The sequence below is a fragment of the Mucilaginibacter sp. GW822-FHT03E02 genome (assembly GCF_058801545.1).
On sequence record NZ_JBXANJ010000001.1, the window covers coordinates 3,209,353 to 3,229,668 of the forward strand.

The 20,316-nt window shown below is 42.8% G+C and carries 13 protein-coding genes; 2 read left to right on the top strand and 11 right to left on the bottom strand.

The window, feature by feature from the left end:
* Positions 1 to 259: 259 nt before the first annotated feature.
* From AC1RM2_RS13485 to AC1RM2_RS13500, 4 genes are all read right to left on the bottom strand, one after another.
* Positions 260 to 1,987 carry a tail fiber domain-containing protein gene (locus AC1RM2_RS13485; RefSeq protein ID WP_492985581.1) on the bottom strand — a complete coding sequence of 576 codons (1,728 nt, stop codon included), beginning with the start codon at positions 1,985 to 1,987 and terminating at the stop codon, positions 260 to 262.
* Positions 1,984 to 2,280 carry a hypothetical protein gene (locus AC1RM2_RS13490; protein WP_492985582.1) on the bottom strand — a complete coding sequence of 99 codons (297 nt, stop codon included), beginning with the start codon at positions 2,278 to 2,280 and terminating at the stop codon, positions 1,984 to 1,986. The genes AC1RM2_RS13485 and AC1RM2_RS13490 overlap by 4 nt, the downstream gene beginning before the upstream one ends.
* A 160-nt stretch (positions 2,281 to 2,440) precedes the next feature.
* A complete protein-coding gene (locus AC1RM2_RS13495) occupies positions 2,441 to 2,803 on the bottom strand; it encodes a hypothetical protein (protein ID WP_492985583.1) in 363 nt (120 codons plus the stop codon).
* An 8-nt stretch (positions 2,804 to 2,811) separates the two neighbouring features.
* Positions 2,812 to 3,000 carry an anthrax toxin-like adenylyl cyclase domain-containing protein gene (locus AC1RM2_RS13500; RefSeq protein ID WP_492988248.1) on the bottom strand — a complete coding sequence of 63 codons (189 nt, stop codon included), beginning with the start codon at positions 2,998 to 3,000 and terminating at the stop codon, positions 2,812 to 2,814.
* 1,364 nt (positions 3,001 to 4,364) lie between these two features.
* Here AC1RM2_RS13500 and AC1RM2_RS13505 point away from each other — a divergent pair.
* On the top strand, positions 4,365 to 4,577 hold the full coding sequence (locus AC1RM2_RS13505) for a sigma factor-like helix-turn-helix DNA-binding protein (RefSeq protein ID WP_492988249.1): 213 nt from the start codon (positions 4,365 to 4,367) through the stop codon (positions 4,575 to 4,577).
* 783 nt (positions 4,578 to 5,360) lie between these two features.
* Here AC1RM2_RS13505 and AC1RM2_RS13510 read toward each other — a convergent pair.
* From AC1RM2_RS13510 to AC1RM2_RS13530, 5 genes are all read right to left on the bottom strand, one after another.
* Positions 5,361 to 6,761, bottom strand: a complete 1,401-nt coding sequence (locus tag AC1RM2_RS13510; protein ID WP_492985584.1) for an alpha-L-fucosidase — start codon at positions 6,759 to 6,761, stop codon at positions 5,361 to 5,363.
* A 100-nt stretch (positions 6,762 to 6,861) separates the two neighbouring features.
* Complete coding sequence (lacZ, locus tag AC1RM2_RS13515; protein WP_492985585.1) at positions 6,862 to 10,047, bottom strand: beta-galactosidase, LacZ type; 3,186 nt, start codon at positions 10,045 to 10,047, stop codon at positions 6,862 to 6,864.
* Positions 10,048 to 10,330: 283 nt separating this feature from the next.
* Positions 10,331 to 11,983, bottom strand: a complete 1,653-nt coding sequence (locus tag AC1RM2_RS13520) for a RagB/SusD family nutrient uptake outer membrane protein (RefSeq protein ID WP_492985586.1) — start codon at positions 11,981 to 11,983, stop codon at positions 10,331 to 10,333.
* A 23-nt stretch (positions 11,984 to 12,006) separates the two neighbouring features.
* Positions 12,007 to 15,420 (bottom strand): SusC/RagA family TonB-linked outer membrane protein, encoded by a 3,414-nt coding sequence (locus AC1RM2_RS13525; protein WP_492985587.1) that lies wholly within the window; start codon positions 15,418 to 15,420, stop codon positions 12,007 to 12,009.
* A gap of 362 nt (positions 15,421 to 15,782) precedes the next feature.
* The gene (locus AC1RM2_RS13530; RefSeq protein WP_492985588.1) at positions 15,783 to 16,946 is read right to left on the bottom strand and encodes a FecR family protein; all 1,164 of its coding nucleotides are present in this window, start codon (positions 16,944 to 16,946) and stop codon (positions 15,783 to 15,785) included.
* Between the two features lie 206 nt (positions 16,947 to 17,152).
* Here AC1RM2_RS13530 and AC1RM2_RS13535 point away from each other — a divergent pair, with 206 nt between their 5' ends.
* Complete coding sequence (locus AC1RM2_RS13535) at positions 17,153 to 17,776, top strand: RNA polymerase sigma factor (protein WP_492985589.1); 624 nt, start codon at positions 17,153 to 17,155, stop codon at positions 17,774 to 17,776.
* Positions 17,777 to 17,805: 29 nt separating this feature from the next.
* Here the strand turns inward: AC1RM2_RS13535 and AC1RM2_RS13540 are convergent, their stop codons facing one another.
* Both AC1RM2_RS13540 and AC1RM2_RS13545 read right to left on the bottom strand, forming a co-directional pair.
* Positions 17,806 to 18,945, bottom strand: coding sequence for a redoxin domain-containing protein (locus AC1RM2_RS13540; RefSeq protein ID WP_492985590.1), 1,140 nt, complete (start codon positions 18,943 to 18,945; stop codon positions 17,806 to 17,808).
* Between the two features lie 11 nt (positions 18,946 to 18,956).
* On the bottom strand, positions 18,957 to 20,141 hold the full coding sequence (locus AC1RM2_RS13545) for a TlpA disulfide reductase family protein (RefSeq protein ID WP_492985591.1): 1,185 nt from the start codon (positions 20,139 to 20,141) through the stop codon (positions 18,957 to 18,959).
* Positions 20,142 to 20,316 lie beyond the last annotated feature (175 nt).

The following is a 20,316-nucleotide window of genomic DNA, read 5'->3' on the forward strand; positions in this document are numbered from 1 at the left end:
ATGGCCAGCGCTTTGCCGGCGAAATTGAAAACAAGAATTTTCAAAACAAGCTGCAACGCTTCAACCATCTAACCAGGCCCAAGCCTAAGGTCAAGACCAATGCCATGTACATTTCCTTAAACTTTGATGCCCGTGAAAACTATATGCTGCTCAGCTTTTAAAGCGCTTTAAAAAAATTTACGGAAATTCCTCCTCCCCGGTTACGAAAAAAAGCACATAAAATGCACCTTTTATCATTATGAAGTCGTTTTTGAAAATCCTATTTGTCTGTTGCTGCAGCCCGCGTTGCGACTATAGGGGATACGTCCAAGCGTTTTTCAAGGGACCAAAGCCTATCCTCCATTTTTTTTACCATCTCTTGCAACATTTCGTTCTTTGCTTTCAGGTTATCCATTTCTTTTGAAAGTTGCTGGATGCTGCTGATCCCGAGCGCGAAAATTTGCTGATAGTCTATAGATTTAAAATCGTTCACCCGCTTACCATAAACAAAAACCTTATCGGCGTTTCCATCCCAGCCAGCTACGGTAAAGGTTTTACCATCAACCAGGGTAATTGGCATTTCCTTTACTTTCTGCTCATTGGTGATAAGCCGCACTACATCGCCATTTGCCAACTGATGCGGTTTTTCCAGTTTAACCGTCAGCCTGCCGTTGATAAGGAGACATTGCTGCGAGTTTTGGTAAACGCTTGGGATAAAGTCTTGAACGGTATTAACGGCCCGGGGGTAAAGCTTTTCAACCTCCTGCGCTATAAACCCTTTTACAAAGCCGTTGCCGTATCCCAGCGAGTCTTTATACTGAAAACTAACCACCTTGAATTGGTTAAGCAAGTCCAGATCTGCAAAGTTATTGGCGGCAGTGATTGATTTTTTTATCCGGCGGTCAGAAGTCAGGTAATAACCATAGCCCGCCATCACACCATATTCTGAATGTATAGTGATAGGTTTCTCTTCATGGTTGTAGCCGTATGGCTTGCCTGGCACGTCTTTTTCGCCTACATCCTTCCTGTTAGGGTTATTAACCACTATCATGCCGTGTACGTCTAAAGGGTAATCGGGGTTCAAGTGGCCGATGCCGACACGGCCATCTTCCGTAATGGACATGAGCTCTTTTTGAACCTCTGTTTTATTAATGTTTATAAATGTGAACCCCCCTCTGGTTCCTTGTGGCCCTGTGGTATTGTAAAAGTTGGTTTCGCCAGCACCCTGAGATTTGTTCCAGGAAATAACAAGCCCCCCGAATCCGGTGGAAGGTACATCTGTTGTATTGCCGTAAAAGTGTGCCACGCCGTGTAAATCGAGTGGATATGCCGGCGCATCAGTTTTGATACCAAGGTAGCCACTTAAATAAAGTGCACTATTAGAATTGTAAGAAGGCGGATTATAACCGATGCCTACTCCGCCAGGCCCTACGTTAAATTGCTTGAAATTGCCGTCGGTTTGAGTGCCTGCAAAATTTGTTTGCAGGTAACGGTAGTTATCAAACCGTGTAGTTGTTTCCCAGGTTTGGGTGATTTGATCTAAGCTAAGCATCGGTTGAGCCAGGTCAGACGTTCTGGCAATCTGCAAGGGCGATGTCGGGCTTGTTGTGCCTATACCAACCAGGCCATTTACATAAAGTGCAGCAGCCGATTTAGCACCCGGAGTTACATCATAGCCTATAGAAACGCCACCTGCACCAACGTTAAATGGCTTGAAGCCATATTTTTTAAGTTCATTACCAATATTTGTTTGCAAGAAACGGAAACTTTCATACTGGCCTGCCCAATCCACCGCTGGAAAGCGAAAATGTGGCAGGTATAAATTTAATAATACCGGATTGTTAGTCTCTGTTTCACCGCCATTTATTTGCAAAATCGCTTTTGGCTCAGTGGTGTGGATACCTACATTACCGTTAGGATTAATATAGAGGGCATCTGTTTGTGCAAACAGCAAAAAAGGCGATACCGATGCAATTAACGTGAATAAGACTTTAAAAGGATTTTTCATTTGTTTGTTTTTTTAAGTTTGGTACAATTAGGATTATTTGCCTGCTCCAGATTAACTGTTGCTATGCGGTTGGAACTTTCAGTGGGTTTTACCCTGTCGCCTCCAATAAACAGCAACCGGCCCAAAGCCTGGCCTGTTTCTTTTATATGTACCATTGGCGATAAGGCAAAGGGCCTGAGCGCTGTTTTATCGTCTTCGCTGAGGTTAATAGCCTGCCAGTTGCCCGAGAGGCCTTCGTTGGTATAACCAATACAGTCAATACCCCCCACGCCACCGCTTGTGTGCTTAAGCATTAAACTAAAAAGCGCCGACAAATCATTGGCGGCACAAATATTTCCAGTTGTATAACCAGATTTACCGGCAACGATAGGGCTCCTTATCGCATAACATCCTGAATTGACCAAAGCCCGCACCATAACTGTTGCTTTTACGGTTACGTACCCTGGGTTGCCATTAATATATAGGCGTGGTTACCTGATGGCACATCAGGATACGTAAAAGTTGTTGCGGTATTAATGGCGAACTGTAGATAATTTTGCTGTTATCACCATCTGTTATCGTATAATTATAATTATCGCCGCTTATGACCCACTTAAATTTAAGCTCTTTGCCCGAATCGTTTACAGTAAATGATGTTATAGTTAAAGGGTTTGCCGGTACCGCCTCTACTTTATAGCGCAGCACCACGGGATGCGCGCCGTACTCGGTATCGGCATTGTTGTCATCATAAAAACTAAGCTCCAGCGTCGATAATTCGTCTGGATGTACCGCCTTAATACCGGTTAACCTGATTTCAAACCAAGTATAGTTGGGCAAGTTATCGCTCAATGAACCATAAACCGGCCCCAGTTACATGATTTGGCCTTGATGTGGAACCCCTTCAGGTCGTAACCCTTTTCTATCAGGTCGGTACCGGCATCACCCGGCGACCGGCTTAAAATGATGCTGCTGGTGGTTTTAGCAGTCTCGATGAAAGAGTAGCACATATAGCCGGAAAATCCCTGCCCCGCCAGTTCTTTCTTTTTTGAGGGCTTAGTGCCGCCGACGCCTCGGCGTTGGCGCGGATAACGTAGTCAGCTAACTTGTTGTCGGTCAATATAGACATAGCAATTAGTGATTAATAGTGTGTATGTTTAGTATTCAACGCTTTAAGCGCCGGGTATCACGCTTAATTAATTTCGGAGCACTTAAACAGCTTCCCTTTCACTAATTGGCTTTCTGTAATGGCTGTTAATGGTTTATAACAGGCCGATAATCTGCTATTCCGATATGTCAAATATCATTGATACCCACAGCGAAATACAGGGTGAAAACAGCTTATTGTAAAGCTATTTTAAGGGTAATAGAAGGCGGTTAAAATAGCATTTGCACAAATTGGGGATTTAAAGTTCCCGGCCCTATCGCCATGTGACAGACATATGCGGCAACAAAAGTTTATTTAAGGGTGGTTGCGCGTTAAAGGGCATCAGCAATAACGGCAATTTCTTTTAAAAAAAACCGGTCAGCCGCGGGCCGCACCAAATCAATGTTAACCATATCGCCCCGAAGAAAAAAGGATACACTCAGAGAAAATCAGAAAAAACAGTTACCTGATTATAAAGGATACGGACGACCCTATTGTACAAATGGGAAAGGAATTTGTAAACTGGCTGCAGTGGGCCACATTTTATGGAATATCGATGATTTATTTTGTTATTGCTATTGTGATAGTTTGGTTATGCTTTAAAGCCCACCGGTTTTTTAACCGCCTTTGGTTTAATTTCCGGGGGCTTTTTGCTTATATTGGGTGCCGGGTTAGAAGCTTTGTGATAAGCTTCTCAGTTATGGTTTCATTTACTGCTGGTAATCCTGCAACCCAAAAACAATTGTTTACAATTGACCTGTCAACTGGCAGAAAAGAAGCTATACCGGTGTTTACCTTCGGATAATCCCGTTTAAAAAGACGTCAGCAAAGGTGCTTCGTGACTGTAAGAAAAATTTTGCGCTTTGGAAAAGTCCTTTTACAGCGAGTGTATAGTCTGGCGTTTCCGTACCAATACCAACTTTTCCGCCATTATAATAAATAATGGTACCGATTGCTGTCCATTGTGCAATCGACAATTGATGGCAGGCAAAGAGTGTAATAAAGGAGGTTCAGGCCTTCTTCGGCAAGCTGTGCTGCTGACGGCACCTCGGGCAGGTGGAGTTTTTGTTGACAAACGCCTAATGGAGGCAAGGGGGGCCCCCTTGTCGAAAACATAATCACGCCAATTGGCTGTATTTTTTACTGTAAATGCTGTTACAACAACCGGCCCTTTAACAGCAAGCTTGTAATTGAGGAATACAATAACCAATACCATGATAGCTTGTACATGCCTGGCGTATCCAGCAACGGGAACTGCAGCATGATTTAAATCGATATCTTGAACAATTACCTAAACGCTGTAACCTTATTTTTCAGATGAGCAGGAATAAACATTTAACCAATGAAGAAATAGTAACTATTTTAGGCGTATCAAAAAGAACAGTAGACAATCAGATTTCTTTGGCTGTAAAACATCCAAAACTTGTTACAAGACTGGATCAAAAACTGCATTTACCACTTTATTAGGTTTGCTATCCGCGGCGGTGCTTGGGAGGGGGTAAATCTAACTTTCTATCTTAAATATTTATTGGCGTTTTATACACATCCAAATTCTACAGGTAGTCAGTATGATGCCATATACTGTGGCCTGAAATAGCTTCATTGCCTCCAAATGAAGATAGATTAATCATTTTAATATTATTAGGCTGGCTCATCTAATATTGGCTCTACTACCTCTAAAAACTCCAATAAGTGTTCAAAGAATTTCCCTTCTGGGCTACTACTACAAATTTAATCCTATAACAATTTGATTGTTATAGGATTACTTGTTTTTTAGCTAAAGTGCTTTCTTGATCATGCTTTTGCTGAATAATACAGCTGTCTAATATTCAGGTATTTATGTTGACTTAAGGGTATTCTAATCCCTTTTGGGGATTTGTTTCAAATACTCTTTAAATTTCCGAGTCTAAATCTTTATCATTTTCATCATCATCTACTATAAGTTGGGCGATCAGATCTATTAATTCAGCTTCGTTGTTATCAAATTTTGATGTTTCTTTTTTTGCAATTCTTTTGGCTGGTCTTTTTTTTCATTTTAGTGATATTAGTTCAAAGTTAAATATAGCCAACCCAACACTAAAAGCCATGAGAATAGCGCTTTCCGCCTGTTCATGGATTGCAGAGGAACCCTTTGAAAAAATCGGGAATTTTCGCGTATAATGGACAGAACCATTACCTGTCCAACAATAAAATTCAGTTGAGCGGACGAATGACTATTGAATGTTCGCTCTGATCAGACCTTCATAGTAACTATGGCTGCTTATAAATGCCAAAAGTATGAAGGGCTAAACAGGCTTTACCGGAAGTAACACGCAACCTAACTCTTGATGCTGTTACCGGCTTAAATTTAATCAGCCATTTATAACCGATAGTCTGCTTGCCGGTTGCCTCAGGAATAGGAGTCCAATCTTTTCCATCAGATGAATAATCTACAGACCAGCCTGTGGTGCGATGGCCCAGTTCGATAACCTCCTGCAACATCAATACGTCAAATGTTTTCTTTTTGCCAAGGTTAAAAGTTATGGTATCTGTAACCGCGTTATCGCTTGTTGCATAGTATGTACTTTCGCTATTATCCACCATATTAGCTGGCATATATTTTCCGCCGCGCGGATGAAGTGATGTGATAGCAGCACCAGCAGCAAGATTTTTTTTAAATGTGCCGTTGATCAGGTTATGTAAACCCGCGGCCCTTACGGAATCGATAGAAGAAACCAGCCCTCGTTTATCAGGCGGAAAGTTTAACAACAGCACACTATTGTGGCCGACCGAATTGAAATAAAGGTCCCACAAAGCGGCAACAGTTTTAACATGGGCGTCTTCCTCCTGGTGATAAAACCAGCTTGGGCGGATGGATACATCTACTTCGGCCGGCACATATGCGGTACCGTCAACTTCACCTTGGTTTAATTGTGTAATATGGCTGGCTTCCTCGCGGATAGAAACCGGATTGATGGTTGACCAGCAGGGATCGCCGGATAGTCCCGATTCATTGCCCATCCAGCGGCAATCGGCATACTTGTATGAGTTCTTTGTTCCGAAAACAACGCAATTAGGCTGTAATTTACGCACGGTATCGGCCCAGCGATCGTAAAAAGATGTGGTAATCTGATCGGCGCCGGCACCATCCCACCATATTTCCCAAATGGGCCCGTAATTTCTTAGTAATTCCGATAGCTGGTCCGCATAATAATCGCTGTAATCAGGTGTGCCATACCTGGAATCATGCCTGTCATGCGGTCCCAGGTAAATTGCTGCTTTTATTCCCGAGGCTTTACACGCATCTGTAAATTCTTTTACAACATCGCCTTTACCATTTTTCCAGGGACTGTTTTTTACCGAATAATTGGTATGCGCGGTTGGCCAGTTACAAAAACCATCGGCATGTTTGGCAACCAAAATGGCCGTTGTAATCCCGGCGCTTTTAAGCACACTTGTCCACTGGTTACAATCCAATGCTGTAGGATTGAACAGTTGGGGGCTTGCTGTGCCATCACCTTCATTAACGTTGGCAAACGTATTCATCCCGAAGTGAAAGAAGGCTATAATTTCGCGATGGTACCATTCAATTTGCCTGGCGTTGGGTACCGGCCCAACAGGAGCGGGGGCCGTTTGCGCATTAACCGCCAATGGCATTAAGATGCACGTCATAGCGATTAATCCGAGTTGCTTTTTTATCGGTTTAATAATTTGTTTAAAATCCATATGGGTTGATAGTTAAGAAATTGAGTTAAATATTTTGTTCTGATTATCATTTTAGCATATACCTGGCATATTCATCTGCAGCGCCATCAGTTGTTGCGTATGGCCTGATCGTGAATGAAATACCTGCGGGGCTGTCCGGAATATAATATTGAGGCAGCGATATAGGCCCGCAACTTGCATTACCTATACCCAATTGTTTAAAATCAAGGCTTAAAACGGTTTCTTTACGCGGCGTTAACTGGTACAAATGCTCTGCCTTCGCTAAGTCCTGATCTGTGTAATGAAGGGTAGTAAAATTCAGCTTGCCATTGGCAACTATCATCACACCATTATTTTCATCATCAGTTATTTTAAGCCAGTGTACATCTTCACGGTTACCCATTCCCTGCGGCCGTTCATAGGGTTCCAGCATTTCGTTTACCGTTTTTTGGTATTGCCCATAATCAGCCGACTCCTTACGGTCCGAATAGTTTTCATGCGGACCGCGGCCATACCATTCTATATGTTCCGGCCCTTCGTTTAAAAATAACCGCAGGCCCAGGCGTGGTATATCCAGGTCGTTTTTGCCGGGACTAAACCTGGCATCTACGTTAATAAACCCATTGCCATAAACGGTGTATGTTATGGTGGTGGTTACTTTAAACCCCGAACGGGTTACTGCATCGGTAACGGTGGTGGCCTGCACGTATTTACTATCTGTTTTATTTACTTCGAAGCTTGTCAGCTGGTATTGCAAGCTATCGTAGCCAGCCTTCATCCATTCAATGTAAGGGCCGCGTTCTTGTGTGCGGTCATTATCCATCCGGGCACGGTAAAGGTTAAACATGGGGCCGTTTTGGGCATTGCTTATTATTGTTTTACCTGCATAAGTAAGGAAGCTGATGGTTCCCGTTTGCTTATCAAAGGCCAATGTGAATACCTTACCTGCTATGTTTAATTTTTTAGCGTCTTGTGTTACTGTTAAGGTCGGAAGCGTAGCCGCGTTTATTACCGGCACTGCTGTTTGCTCAAAAGGCACAGCCATTTGCTGCCAGGCCACTACATGCCCTCGTTTGGCCCATAGATTATCTTCGCGAAGCTTCAAAGATACTGTTAACCAATATTGCGCGCTGGCAAGCAGTGCCGGCTTTTGGTATGCGATATCAATTACTGCTGTTTGCCCGCCCGGAAGGTTTAAAGCAGGCATGGTACCCGTTTGAACCACTTTGCCATCGGCAGCCAAAGCCCAGGTAAGATCGAACTTATTAAGATTAATAAAAGCGTATTTATTGGTGATGCTTACTTTGCCCTGCAGCAGGTCTTCGGCCTTTATACCAATGTACTGGTAAACCTTTTTTACTTCTTCTATTTCGGGCTTTATTTGCCGGTCCGAAGTTATCAGCCCTTTAATGCTGAATGTTCCGTCGTTAGGTTTATCGCCAAAATCGCCACCATAGGCAAAAAAGGTTTTGCCGCTTGTATCCCCGGGAATGGCTTTATTTACACCCTGGTCTACCCATTCCCAGATACAGCCGCCTATTAATCGCTTGTGCGATTCTATAGCATCCCAATACTCCTTCAGGTCGCCAATAGCGTTACCCATGGCATGCGCGTATTCGCACATGAAAAATGGTTTGGGTGATTGTTTCTCCCCTTCTTTGGTCAACTCGCCTATAGATGGATACATGCTTGATTCGATGTCGGCAACATCATTCTGTCCTTCGTAATGGATAGGACGCGACTGGTCGAGTGCCAAAATAGCCGCACGTCCGGCTACAAAATTCTCGCCTCCCCATGATTCATTGCCCATCGACCAGATAATTACTGACGGATGGTTTTTATCCCGTTCAACCAGGCGTACCTCCCGGTCAACATAAGCGGGTTTCCATTTGGGGTCTTTGGTCAGCTTATCTTCCATCCCGTGGGTTTCCAGGTTGGCTTCATCAATCACATATAAACCATATTCATCGCACAGCTTGTACCAGGCGGGGTCGTCAGGGTAATGGCAGGTACGTACAGTATTGATATTATATTGTTTCATCAGTTCTATATCGCGGATCATGGTGGCCATGGGTATGGTTTTACCATACTTGGGGTGTACTTCGTGGCGGTTTACACCTTTAAGTAATATAGGCCTGCCATTTACAAACAGGCGGCTGTCTTTTATTTCCACCTTACGGAAACCAAATTCAGATGCCAGCACCTCCTGTATGGTACCTTTCTTATCTTTCAGGGTAAACACAACTTTATACAGGTTGGGCTCTTCGGCAGACCACAATAACGGATGAGTGATATTGCCTTCCAGTTGATAGCTTTTTTCTGAATTACCATTAAGCGATGCTATATTCTGTGTAATAAATATTTTATTGTTTAATAATGTCCCATCCGGCTGGTAAATGACAACATCCAGGATACCTCCTGCTGCTTTTTTTGCATAATTGCGGAGGGCCGCTTTAACCGAGAATTTCGCCGAAGTAAAATCGGCCGATAAATCCGATTGCATAAAGTAATCGCGCAGGTGCAGTTTTGGCGTGGCATATACAAACACGCTCCTGAAAATTCCGCTGAAGCGGAACATGTCCTGATCTTCCAGGTAGCTGCCATCGCTATACTTATAAACCTCAACGGCGATTAAATTTTTGCCTGGCTTTACATATCTGGTGATATTAAATTCGGCAGGGCTCATGCTGTTTTGGCTATAACCTACTTTTTGCCCGTTAACCCATATGTAAAAGGCGCTTTGCACACCATTAAAATGTACAAATACCTGTTTGCCATCCCAATTGGCAGGTATATCAAAAGTGCGCCGGTATGAGCCCACCGGGTTGGGCTCCTTGCTTACCGTCCAATCAGCTGGCGCAGGGTTCATTACTTTGGGCGGGTTTGTTTTAAAGGGATAGGTGATATTGGTATAAATTGGCGTTCCATAGCCTTGCATTTCCATATTGCAGGGTACCGGGATAGTTTTCCAGGCGGCATCGTCAAATTCCTGCTGATAAAAGTTGACCGGCCTTTCTGAGGGCTGCTTTACCCAGTTGAATTTCCATTGCCCGTCCAGGGTAAAATAATACGGCGAGGCTTCGGCAACGTCTCTTAAAGCTTGTTCAGTACTGGCATAAGGGATATAGGTTACGTGGGTAGCCTCTTTATTGATGCCGAAAACCTGCTCGTTCTCCCAGTCGGGGGTTTGGCTGTAAGCCAGGTTTAAACCGGTTAACACGAAACAAAACGTCAGTAATCTTTTAAAATCCATTAGAATAAATAATGTTAATAATTTAGTTGTTTGGCTTGCTTAAAGACCGCCTTTTTACCCCACTTATATCAGGACACCGTTTTTTGCAAAAATTCGTAATGCCTTTCAAAATAAACTTTGATCCTGATATCATTCGCCTCAACAAATTCTGTATATCCAATCGGGCTTTGTTTATTATTGACCAATAAAACACTCCAATTAAATTATTTCATAACCACAACCTTACCCGAAGCAAATAAGGTTGTGGCTAAAAACTGATGTTACTTTAATAAATTAAGCCTTACTACCATCCGGGGTTTTGCTTCAGGTTAGGGTTCAGGGTTAGCTCCTGTATAGGTAAAGGATTTAAATATAATTTATCGTTCCACGTGCGGGTAATACCCGGGTAAACTTTGATATAATTATTACCGTCAACAACAATATTGCTTACCTGGTCTGCGGGATACTGGGCCCTGAGTGCAGGCGTAAGTTTCATACCCAGCGCTGTTTCGGAGTTATTGATGAGCGTACCGGCGTGCCAGCGGTGCATATCATCAAAGCGAAATCCCTCTGATCCCAGTTCAATCCTTCTTTCTCTCCTGATCTCATCAATGAGTACCGGTAATGCCGGAAAATCCGATTTTGGATCTTTAACCAGGCTGGCAATGATCATGTGGGGCATGCCGACCCTATCGCGCAGTTTATTAATTGTATTATCCAAAACTGTTTGCGTACAAAGCCCCAGTTCGGCCTTAGCCTCTGCTTCTATCAGCAACGTTTCGGCATACCTGAAAATAAATACATCAAATGTAGATTGCCCTGCATTCCAGGCGGCAAGGCTTGATGAACGCCCCTTTATTGGCTGATAACCGGTAGAAGTAACTGATGTACCGATACGGGGCAGCGTAATGATATCCCCATTTAAAAAATCGAAACCCCTTGTCGCAATTTGTTGTTTATAACGGGGGTCGCGGTTGGTTGCTTCATCATCGGGCGTATTATCACCTTTATAAAGCGGACTAAGCGAGGTTGGTTTGCCATCGGTACATAAAAACGACCGGGCAAAATCCTTGGAATATCCGTCACCGGCCTCGCCAAGCTGCCTGTCGAAATTATTGGTTAATACTGTTGTCAAGTAACGCATAGGCATAATGGCTTCAGGGTTACCTTGTAGCTCATCCTGTATAAACAGGTTGTAATAATCGCTTTGGGGGTTCCCCGTGCTGTAAATATCAAACTGCCCCGAATCCATGAGCTGTTCTGCTGCATCGGTAGCCTGCTGCAGGTAAATCGTTTCGTCGCCTACGCCAAAATATTTACGGTAAGTTCCTTCCCACAAGCATACCCTGGCCTTTAACGCAAGTGCCATATACTTGTTCAGGCGGCCATCGGGGGCATCTACAGGCAGGTGGGCAACAGCGAAGTTAATGTCCTTGAGTACCGAGTCCATCACCTGCTTATGCGGCATGCGGGTTCCGAATAAAACACTTTTAGATGTATCAACAATATATTTATTAACGTAAGGTACATCGCCAAATGTTTTTACTTTGCCCCAAAAATCATTAGCCCTGAAAAACAGTGTTTCGCCTACATAAATGTTTTTGATATCATTGCTTATAGTCGCTTTTGAATAGTTGGCCAGGAAAAAATTGCAGGTACGGATAAAGCCAAAATTCCATCCGCCCCCACTTGTGGGTACTGTAGATGTGCCCGCAAGGAATGAATTAATAGAGGCATTTGCCTTATCGTCAGAATCGTCATCGGCAGTCACAAAACTTTGCACGGGTAAAGTACTGTAATATTGATTGCAATAAACCTGCAAATCGCTTTCGTTTTTAAAGAAGTTTTGCGGACTGATGTCGCTCAACGGATAGCGGTTAAGAAAACTATCTTTTTTGCATGATGCCAATATTAGCGCAGCAAAAAATGTCATGAATATAATATGCTTATTTTTCATCTTATTTAACGATTTAAATTAGTTTATAAAGTGGCCTGCAGGCCAAACGATACCGATTTATTGATGGGATATGTGCCAAAATTGCCGCCATTGCTCACAATTTCAGGGTCGTAACCTTTAAACATGGACGTTATGGTAAAAAGGTTGGCGCCGGTAACATATACCCGCACCTTATGCAGGCTTAGTTTATTAATAAGCTGTGCCGGAAGCGAATAACCCAGGGTTATTTGTTTTACGCGGCAGTAAGCAGCATTTTGCAAATACATGGTTTGGGTTTGCTGGTTTCCTGAACCATTAAACCTCGGACGCGAAAAATAGGCATTTGGGTTTTGTGGCGTCCAGTAGTCTGTTGCGTACCCATAGGGGATATTCCACTCATTACCTTTAAATCCGTAAAAAACGTAGTCGTTAGGTACAAAATCGCCTTTTAAGATCCCCTGGAAAAAAGCCGCGAAATCAAAACTTTTGTATGCAAGGTTTAAATTAACCCCAAACCGGTAGCGCGGGGTAGTATTGCCTATAATTTTTTGATCGCCCGGGTTTGTTACCGTATTGTTGCCGTAGCTAATCTTTCCATCGTTATTCAAATCGGTGTATTTAACATCTCCTGCAAGCCAGGTATAGCCCGCAAGCGCGCTGTTATCAACTTTTGCGGCATCCGCATCAGTTTTATAAAAACCATCGCTTACAAAGCCCCAGATGCTGTTCAGCTTCTCGCCCGGATAATGATCACCTATGCTTAATGTTGGGTTAAGGTCATACCTGGTTATGGTACTCCTGGAATCAGACAGACCAAGGCTGACACTGTAAAACAGCTGCTTATCAAACATGCGGTCTTTCCAGCTCACACTCAACTCCCAGCCTTTTGTCCTCAGATCGGCGGCGTTTCTTAGAGGCGCACCCGTACCTAAAACTGCCGGCAATTGCTGGCCGGCAACCAGCATGTTTTTAGTATCGGTAATAAAGTAGTCAAGGCTGCCGGTTAGCCTGGTATTTAACAAGGCATAATCTAAACCTATATTTTTTGTCTGCACTTTTTCCCAGGTGAGGGTAGTGCTGATAAGGCCCGGCGCACCTACAGTAACACCCGGCAGGTTATTGAATAAATAGTTAACCGTTCCTGTGCCTTGCGTGGCTATATAAGGATACTGCGCCGATGACGATACTCCGTTTGATGCCTGTTGATTGGGTAACTGGCCATAAGAAGCCCTGATCTTTAATTCATCAATGGTACTTTTAAGCCCCTCCATAAAGCTTTCCCCGGCTATGTTCCAGCCCGCCGATACTGATGGTGAAAAAGCATAGCGGTTATTAGCCGGGAAACGTGATGTGCCATCATACCTGCCGTTTACCTCTAACAGGTATCTTTTATCATATATATAGTTCAGCCTGAAAAAAGTGCCTATTAAGGCAGATTGTGTTTCGGCTCCATTTACTGTAGGTTTTGGATCATTATTGGTGCCAATTGCCGGCAGCGTAGGGTCTATCAGGTTGTGTGCAGTGGCATTGCTTAGTACATAATGAAAATACTCCTGGTTATATCCTGCAAGCGCTTTAAAATAGTTTTTAGCTCCAAAAGTGTTTTCATATGTAGCATAAGTGTTAAAGGCATTGTAATTATCATTATGCCGGTATTCAGATACCCTTGATGGATTGGTATGCGGGAATATATTTAAAAAAGCGCCGTCGACACCATATTCGTTAAAAGGGATAACCTGTTCCCTGTCAAACGCAGTGTAGCTGTTCCAGGTATAATCTGTGGTAATTGTAAGGTGCTTAACCGGGTTTAATATAATGCGGCCGGTTGTCCAGAAATCATTTTCGGAGTTGATATCCCTCCCATTTTGCTTTATAACCGCTACAGGATTGGTATAATTACCCTGGCCTGAATAGTTTCCATCGGGGTTATACACGGGCATTAAAGGACGCAGGTCGTTCGGGATCCATGCACCGCCCTGATTGGACTGGTTAGTATAGGCGCTTTGGTTATTATCCGTATGCGTCATCGACATATTGAAATTGAACGTAAGCCATTTGGTAACATCCGATACAATTTTTAAGCTTGGCGTATATCTTTTATATACCTGGTTGGCTACTTTTTCCAATCCGTTCTGGGTAAAATAACCCATATTGGCCGAGTACGTTGTTTTTCCCTCGCCACCGGATACCGACAAATAGTGCTGTTGCTGAGGTGCCCAGCCGGGATATAATACCTTGATCCAGTCGGTATTGCCTACATAACGGTAACGCTGCGGATTTCCCGGATCGATGTAAGCCGAAGGGTTATGGGCAGGATCGTTAAAATAAGCCATGATATTAGTGGAATCCTGAGCGGTAAAAGGATCGTTGGACGTATAACCGCCACTTTTCGCGCCCGATCTTTGGGCGGCGTTAAACATATTCAGGTAATCCTTGGAATTGATATAATCAGGCATTTTGGTTGGCCGAGATGAAGTGTAGGAGCCCGAGTACGTAATTTGCGTAGCGCCTTTTTTGCCGGTTTTGGTGGTAATCAGGATCACGCCAAAAGCCGCCCGCCCCCCGTAAATAGCCGCTGAAGCGGCGTCTTTCAATACCGATACACTCGCCACATCATTAGGGTCTATCAGGTTGGGGTCCCGCTGTACCCCATCAACCAATATCAGCGGATTTGGGCTCCCGCTTATGGTTGTATACCCTCTTACGCTATAACTGGCCCCGGTGCCAGGCTGTCCGTTGTTAAGGTTAACATTCAAATTAGGGATTAAGCCGTTTAAACCATCTCCAAGGTTAACTATTGGCCGGCTTTCCAGTTTATCCGCACCTACGCTGGCAACTGCCCCGGTTAAATTAACCTTTTTTTGCGTGCCGTATCCTACAACAACCAGTTCATTTAATGAGTTGGCAAAAGCGGTCATTCTGACTTCAATATTCGATTGTGAGCCAATTACAACCTCCCTGGTTTGAAAACCTATGAAAGAAATAACGAGCACGTCGCCAGGTTTGGCATCAATTGAAAATTGTCCCTCTGCATTGGTCACAGTACCTTTTTTAGTATCTTTTAATATTACAGATGCTCCGGGCAATGGCGCACCTTTGTCGTCGGTAACAGTTCCGCTGATCTTTTGAACAGCAATAACCGGCTGTTCAGTTTGTAATGGCTCAGTCTCCTTTAAAGCGATGGTCTTTTTGAATATTTTATAACTTACCGGCATACCATTGAGGCACTGGTCAAGAACATTGGCAATGGTCTGCTTTTCTACATTAATATTTAAAGTTTTTGATTTAAGAACATCAAGATTATCGTAGTATACAAAATGATATCCTGTCTGGGTTTCTATTAATGATAAAACCTTGTCTACAGACACATTCTTTTCATGAAGAGTAATTAGCTGACCAAAGCTTTTTGCACTTACTTGTGCAAATGCTATAATCAATATGACAATCGTTAGCTTCATAATTAGAAAAATTTGGGACATAGTGCGCCATGACGCTTCCGCGCACTTTAAATTAATTTTCATAATTTTGGTTAGTTTGGGTTAAACGTTAGATTTAAATTGGTTACTTCTGATGATTGGATACCCAGATATAAGCCGGGAAAGTGTTACAGCACTCCCCGGTTTTTATTTATACAGGCCAACTGTGTAATAAGGATATTACACTAATAGGCTATACATAATCATTAAGGGTATCAGTTTTTAGTTGGTTGTTCGTAGTTCTTTCTCCATAATTAGTTTTTAAGTGAATAATTGGTTGTTTATTAAATCCGTTACTATATCAGATATTCAATAGATTGGCCTTCCCATGAGCCTGCCTTTATCTAATTAGCGACAATGATATTTTTTCCTTCTATCCGATATTTAATGCCGCCAAATTGTAATATCCCCAACAACTCTGAGATATCCGCTGCACGTGACATCCTTCCATTAAGCTTTCTTTTAGGAACGTTTCCTTCGTATTTAACATTTATATCATACCAGCGAGAAGCATTCGTCATAACCTGCTCGATACTCGCATTTTTAAAGACAAACAATCCATTCTTCCATGCAACCGCCGTTTCAGTATCTACGTCTTTAATTATTGACAGTCGGTCATTGTCCGTTAATACAGCTTGTTCTCCAGGTTTTAGTATGCCGGTTGCAGTTTTGCCTTTTATTCTCACCGAACCTTCCAACAGCGTTGTTTTAGTTTCCTGATCATCGTCATACGCCGATACATTAAAGTGTGTACCCAATACCTGCACCTCAGACTTGGATGTTTTCACAATAAATGGCATAGCAGGATTATGACTTACTTCAAAATAACCTTGTCCAGAGAGTTGGACTTTACGCTGTTTGCCGGTAAAAGCCGTTGGAAATGTGATTGAAGAAGCCGCGTCCAGCCACACCTTGGTACCGTCTGCCAAAATCAATGGATAGGGAGACTGTTCGCCCTTCGCTGTGGATAAGATATTATAACTAACTGTCTCTTCTTTATCAGTGATACTGTAGGTAATATCGTTGTCACTGGCCTGAATAACCGTCCCGCCCTGTACTGCCAATTGCCCTTTCAAACCTTTAGCCAAAACGATCTTTTGGCCATTGGCCAGCGTTAGCGTTGCCCGATTTTGTCCCGGAGCAATAATTTGTATATGATTTTGCGCTAATCGTACCGATGTATGCTTCTTGTGTAACGCAAAATAACCGCCAAATCCTAATAATACTACTATAGAAGCTGCGGCAGCAATGCGCGGCCATAACGATAGTTTGCGTTCCATCCGGATATTTGGCAATAAGGTTGCATATATTTCTTTCTCCTTCTGTTCCAGGTCAGGTAAGGCAGGATCAATCAGGATTGCCTCTTTATGCAGTTCTGCTTCAATCAGCATAAGCAAATCGGTTTCATTGTCGGCATTGTTAAATTGTGCCAATAAAGCTTCGATTTCTGCTGTCGTGCATTCGTTTCGAATAAAGCGTTCCCATAAATCCCGTTGGCTTCCATCCATAATTCAAGCGTTTATTGTGGTAATACGTCAATCGAAAAAAAAACAATGAATCAAAAGGCGAATAATCTTCAACTATTTCATAATATGCTGATAATCAAAGATAAAAATTCATAAAAAATAAAATATTTTTATTGAACTGAAACCGTTAGTAGTTGAGAAATAACCGATTATTGTTACATTAGTAAATTCTTTAGACTATTGGCAGCGTGAAATTATTTGAGGATACGGAACTACAGTACTTGTTGGCACGACTCCACAACAATGATGAACGCGCCTTTAACAAACTATACAGTACCTGCTTCCGCCCAATCTATCGCCGCATCTTTTCCCTGGTTAAAGACGAAGCCATAGCCGATGAACTCGTTCAAGACCTTTTTCTTAAATTATGGCAAAAAAGGGAAGATATCGATCTCCAACAATCTTTTGAAGCCTACCTGTTTACTATCGCACAGCATCTGGTTTACGATCATTTCCGCCGGATCGCCAAAGACAAGCGACTGGCTGCCAGATTACTGCTGAACGCCACAGATTTTTACCTGCATTCAGACATCCTGCTGGAAACCAAAGAAAGCCGTGAACTTCTGCAAAAAGCCATTGACCAGTTATCGCCACAGCGTCGCGAGGTTTTCACCCGCTGCAAGATCGAAGGCAAAACCTACGAAGAAACCGGTTTAGAATTGGGTATCTCTGTACCAACCGTCAACAGCCACATGACCCAATCGATGAAGCTCGTGCGAGAATACCTACTTAAAAACCAAGATATAGTTCTTGTCTTCTTATTGTTCTGCTATTCCGTGTCCAGCATAATCTCCGACCCTGGCAACGTTTAATTACAACTTGTACCGAATAAGCGTATATACTATTTATCCAGCACCTCTTTTAATTTATTTTGCAAATCTTCGCCCCGTATGTTTTTGGCAACTATCTTTCCGTCGGGGCCTACCAGGAAATTTTGCGGGATTGATTGAATAGCATACAACTGTGCAACATCATTTTTCCAGGATTTAAGATCTGATACCTGTGTCCAGGTTAGATGATCATCATGTATAGCTTTAAGCCATTTATCTTTGCCCCCCGGCTGATCAAGCGATATGCCTAAAATAGTAAACCCTTTTTCTTTATATTGATTAAATGCTTTCACAACATTAGGGTTTTCGGCCCTGCAGGGTCCGCACCAGCTTGCCCAAAAATCAATTAATACATATTTGCCTTTGAAATCGTGAAGGGAAACGGCTTTGCCGGCCGTATCAGCCTGTGTAAAATCCGGCGCAAGTGCACCTATGGCTATTTTTTTCATTTTTACAATTTCAGCGGCATAGTCCTTTCCCGATTTGCTTGATCTTACAGCAGCTGAAAGTGTGTTAAAAAGCGGTTCCACTTCATTTACATCCGGAACAGCACCGGCAACACTTTGAAGTGCGAAAAGGCTTACCAGTGAATTTGGATTGTTTTTTAAATAAGCAATGCTGGTAGCCTTTTTCTCACTTTCCAGTTTTTCATATCTGCTGTCAATGTCATCACTAAACGCCTTTGATTTTTTTTTCTCATCAGATGCGGCATCATATTCTTTATTTAATGCCGTCATTTTTTCGCTAACCGGGGCCAATAATTGATTTAGCTTTTCATTATCAACATTGATCAGTCCGCCTTTAACCACGGCATTATCCAACGAGTCTGGACTGGTCACATTAATCGTCCCCGGTTCCAGGTAAAGCTGCCTAACATTCAATGCATTGGAGCGAAGACCGGTACCCTGTTTGTTGATAATAAGATAAGCACTTAGCGGGTTTTCAACCGCCCCTTTAAAACTAAAAGCCCCGTCATTTATCAATACAGAATCTGTTTGCCTGCCGGCAGCGGTGCTATACATTAAGTAAGCTTTCGCCGGGGCTATCAAATGCCCTATCTTTCCGTTTAGGGTATAACTATTGTTCTGCGCGAATAACGCAGCAGGTACCATCGCCATAGCTAATGCCCCCCAAATTATATTTCTTTTCATTTGATTGTGTTTTATTTATTAAAAATTGAAGCAAGCATTTTATCCATATCATCATCAGTACCTCCAAAGCTGTCGCCATAGCGGCCTATGATTTTACCAGACGGATCAATCAATATTTTTGTAGGTAAGGAGTTGATCCCAAATTTTTGGCTGATATCTTTCGGATTAGCATTATGCTTACGGATCAGGTTCCAATCAAGCCCCCTTAAAACATGATGCCATATACCAATACTATCCCTGGCCACGGCGTTTTGCCATGCCGAAGGTTTGCCATCGTCATCCGCCACCCCTATTATATCAAAGCCCTTGTCTTTATACTTGTTGTAAAGGCTTATCATATGCGGATTGCCCTTGCGGCAAGGCACGCACCAGCTTGCCCAAAAATCGAGCATTACATATTTACCTTTAAAATCGGCTAACGACAAAGGCTTGCCGTTAATATCAACCGTTGTAAAATCCGCAGCAAACCGGCCCGGTAAACCGGCTTCAATCTTTTTAATTTCCGACGCCAGTTCTTTACCCCGGGCAGTTTCTTTCAGCTTCTGATTAAAATTGCTATAAACCTTTTTTACAGAATCAAGACTGGTTTGCGCAACATAAAACCTCATCCTATCTAATGTTACGTATGAGTTGGGGTGGTTCAAAAAGAACTGGTAGGCCACTTTTTTGACTCTGTCATTATACGGTTCAAGCTGCTCATGTATGGCCGCGGCTTTTTCATGGTCTTTCTCTTTATACAATGCATCAATAAGCGGTTGCTCTTCTGCACGTATAGGCAAAGTTTTAGCCTCTAATTCTTCATATTCAGCCTGGGTTTTTGAGCCTTTTAAAATTAGCTTTTTGATATTCTCCGGGTTGCCGCTAATCGTCATCAGCCCTGGCTCAATATAAAAACCGCGCATCCGGTCTTCCTGCTTTTCGGGAGGGATGACCTCGCCTTTATTTTTGAACAGCAGTGTGGCATTAACGGGCTGGTTTATGCGGCCGGTTATTATAAATTTATTATTTAAAACAGGCTTGGATGGGTGTTCGTAATTATCTCCATTACCGGGATAATAAAGTAAAACGGAGTCAACAGGCGCACCACTGAGGTTACCTTTTAAGGTGAATTGACCTGCAGGTTTGTTCACCTGCGCGAATCCAAGGTGCATTGATAGCAACGCTATTAGCGTAAACCCTATTTGTTTTGTTTTCATAAATCCAGTGCTTTTAATTTTGTATGATTAAACTATTGATGGAGCAATTAATTAGCGGCCGTACTGTGGCCGCTAACACTATTTATTGCCCGAAGAGATACCTTATAGGTTTCCTTTAATATTATTTTTTGTGCGCAGCGCTTGCTGCCTATACCCGTAAACCACAACATCGCCA

Coding starts and splice junctions, on each gene's coding strand:
- AC1RM2_RS13485 (WP_492985581.1), bottom strand. CDS start 1,987: ATGAAAAATCCTTTTAAAGTCTTATTCACGTTAATTGCATCGGTATCG.
- AC1RM2_RS13490 (WP_492985582.1), bottom strand. CDS start 2,280: ATGCTTAAGCACACAAGCGGTGGCGTGGGGGGTATTGACTGTATTGGT.
- AC1RM2_RS13510 (WP_492985584.1), bottom strand. CDS start 6,761: ATGACGTGCATCTTAATGCCATTGGCGGTTAATGCGCAAACGGCCCCC.
- lacZ (WP_492985585.1), bottom strand. CDS start 10,047: ATGGATTTTAAAAGATTACTGACGTTTTGTTTCGTGTTAACCGGTTTA.
- AC1RM2_RS13520 (WP_492985586.1), bottom strand. CDS start 11,983: ATGAAAAATAAGCATATTATATTCATGACATTTTTTGCTGCGCTAATA.
- AC1RM2_RS13525 (WP_492985587.1), bottom strand. CDS start 15,420: ATGAAGCTAACGATTGTCATATTGATTATAGCATTTGCACAAGTAAGT.
- AC1RM2_RS13530 (WP_492985588.1), bottom strand. CDS start 16,946: ATGGATGGAAGCCAACGGGATTTATGGGAACGCTTTATTCGAAACGAA.
- AC1RM2_RS13540 (WP_492985590.1), bottom strand. CDS start 18,945: ATGAAAAGAAATATAATTTGGGGGGCATTAGCTATGGCGATGGTACCT.
- AC1RM2_RS13545 (WP_492985591.1), bottom strand. CDS start 20,141: ATGAAAACAAAACAAATAGGGTTTACGCTAATAGCGTTGCTATCAATG.